The 2,288-nt window shown below is 66.0% G+C and carries 3 protein-coding genes; all 3 read left to right on the top strand.

Annotated features, from left to right (window positions below; genetic code table 11):
- The first annotated feature begins 181 nt into the window (after nt 1–181).
- The 3 genes from ACFXGX_RS43080 to ACFXGX_RS43070 all read left to right on the top strand — a co-directional run bounded on the left by ACFXGX_RS43080 (nt 182) and on the right by ACFXGX_RS43070 (nt 2,185).
- Complete coding sequence (locus ACFXGX_RS43080) at nt 182–676, top strand: hypothetical protein (RefSeq protein WP_384803926.1); 495 nt, start codon at nt 182–184, stop codon at nt 674–676.
- A gap of 106 nt (nt 677–782) precedes the next feature.
- Nucleotides 783–1,001, top strand: a complete 219-nt coding sequence (locus ACFXGX_RS43075) for a hypothetical protein (protein ID WP_384803923.1) — start codon at nt 783–785, stop codon at nt 999–1,001.
- A 179-nt stretch (nt 1,002–1,180) separates the two neighbouring features.
- Nucleotides 1,181–2,185, top strand: a complete 1,005-nt coding sequence (locus tag ACFXGX_RS43070) for a DUF932 domain-containing protein (RefSeq protein ID WP_384803920.1) — start codon at nt 1,181–1,183, stop codon at nt 2,183–2,185.
- Nucleotides 2,186–2,288: the final 103 nt, after the last annotated feature.

Raw genomic sequence — 2,288 nt, 5'->3', positions numbered from 1 at the left:
TATATTTGTGTGTTAAAGTTTCCGTGTTTATACTTTTGGGTGGGGTCACTTCTTATATATAATTTTTTTTTTTTGGGTGCGGCGTTTATTATTTTTTTCCCCCCCCCGGGGGGGCCCGTTTTACCGGGCCCCCCCGGGACAGCCCAGCGCCTACACCAATCGAAGGGAAAGTCACGTGAGCATGACGAGCATTGAGCCCGCCCACCGCGCCGTTCCGGCGACCGAGGCAGAGCGGGAGCAGATCGAGGCCGCTTTCCGGGCAGCACTGGAACAGCTCCCCCCCGAGAACACCGGTTTCCCGCACGACGTGCGCGAGTTGGCCCGGCCCCTGTTCGAGGTGGGATGGATCTCTGGCGTACGAACCGGGCACACCGGGCCCGCGCTGACCGACGTGCCGTTGCCGCCGCACACGTTCGGTACGGCCTTGGCCAACCTGTCCGCCGCCCTACACGCGGACAGCGGCCCCAGCATCGGGCAGTTGGTCAGCTACCACGGGTCGCAGGAGTGCTGCCACGGCCGTTACTGGGTGACGCGCATTGAGCGCGAACTGGACCGCCGAGGAAGAGAGTCCACGCTCTACCGCCTCAGCGAGTACCGGAACGGCGCATTCGTCACCGCACTGACCGGAGTCCACACGTGGAGCGTCACGGCACTGCCGCAGCACTGGCAGCGGTAAGCCCCCACGGAAGGGAACTGATCATGAGTCAGAGGATCGCCCAGCAGCTCAAGACCCACCCCCGCGCCCATGTAGTCGAGCAGGGGGCCGCGACCGGACCGGAACCATGCGCTACCGCGCACAGGTCAAGTACCTCGCAGTCGGTGACACGCTCGCAGGCTTCGGCAAGGTTCTGGAGTGGTCGGAGACTGACGCCGTCGGCGGGTGGCGGATGTTCCGTATGATCACCGAGCGCCCGCAGTACTACCCCGTCGAGACCAACGTGTTCCACGTGCCGGAGTACCTCTACTACGGCGTCACCGCCCTTGCCGAGCGGGAAGAGTGACCTGACCCGGCACAAGCCGCCGCATCTGTAGCCGCAGGTCAGCAGGCCGCCCCGGGGGTGGGACGCACCAGGGATTTAATCGCTTGCCCCACCCCCGGAGTTAGGTATTATGGAACCAGTTCGAGGGTTGGCCCCCTACCGGACACGCCGAACGTTCGTCACCAGAAGGGACGCCCCAAGTGGCTCACGAGATCGAGCAGTTCACCGACGGCACCGCAGCTTTCGCCTCCGCCAACACGAGCGCCTGGCACAAGCTCGGCACCGTCACCGACGGCGCGATGACCGCCGAAGACGCCATGCGCATCGCGTCTCTGTCCGGCTGGAACGTGCGACTCCTCCCCCTGAACGCGACCGAGATCACAGCTGACGGAACCACGCCGCTGGAGGTGTCACAGCACTTCGCGACCGCGCGCACGCACCCCAAGACCGGCCGCACGCAGGCACTCGGAGTGGTCGGCAACGACTACCACCCCGTTCAGAACGAAGAACACGCCGAGTTCCTCAACCTGCTGGCTGACGAGTCCGGCGCGCACTTCGAGACCGCCGGATCGCTCAAGGACGGCCGTCAGGTGTTCCTGACCATGAAGATGCCACAGGGACTCACGATCGGCGGGAACGACGACGTTGATCTGTACATCGCAGCGTTCAACAGCCACGACGGAGGCTCAGCGTTCCGCATCCTGGTGACGCCGGTCCGGGTGGTGTGCGCGAACACCATGCGCGCGGCCATTCACGGGGCCCGGTCCTCGTTCGTGGTGCGGCACACCGCCGGAGCCAAGGCCCGTATCGCGCAGGCCCGTTCCGCCCTCGGTCTGACGTTCCGGTACGCCGAGGAGTTCGAGCAGGCCGCACAGCGCATGATCGAAGCTGAGATGACGCTCAGCGAGCTGAAGTCGGTGGTGGACGAGCTGTGGCCGGTCAAGGACAGCGACCACGCCCGCGCCAAGACCAACCAGCGCCAGCGGTGGGGGGCGATCTCGAACCTGTTCGAGCACGCCGACACCCAGGCCGGTATCCGGGGCACGCGGTGGGCCGGATACAACGCGCTCACCGAGTACGCCAACCACGTCGCCCCGACCCGGGGCAAGACCGACGCCGAGAAGGCGGACGCCCGCGCCGAGCGGGTCATCAGCGGAGCGGCGAACGACCTGATGGAGAAGGCATTCGCCCTCACCACGGTCTGACCCCCTGACCGCCGGGTGATCAGCATCTACGCCCCGGTGGAGTTCGCCCCCGCCCGCGACAAGGCCCTACGGCCGCAACCAGCACCAGCGGGACACGGGCGTG

The sequence above is a fragment of the Streptomyces sp. NPDC059371 genome (assembly GCF_042751995.1).
Classification (GTDB): domain Bacteria; phylum Actinomycetota; class Actinomycetes; order Streptomycetales; family Streptomycetaceae; genus Streptomyces.
The sequence above is the reverse complement of the archived record's forward strand: the minus strand, read 5'-3'. Positions and strand labels throughout refer to the sequence as shown.

Coding starts and splice junctions, on each gene's coding strand:
- ACFXGX_RS43080 (WP_384803926.1), top strand. CDS start 182: ATGACGAGCATTGAGCCCGCCCACCGCGCCGTTCCGGCGACCGAGGCA.
- ACFXGX_RS43075 (WP_384803923.1), top strand. CDS start 783: ATGCGCTACCGCGCACAGGTCAAGTACCTCGCAGTCGGTGACACGCTC.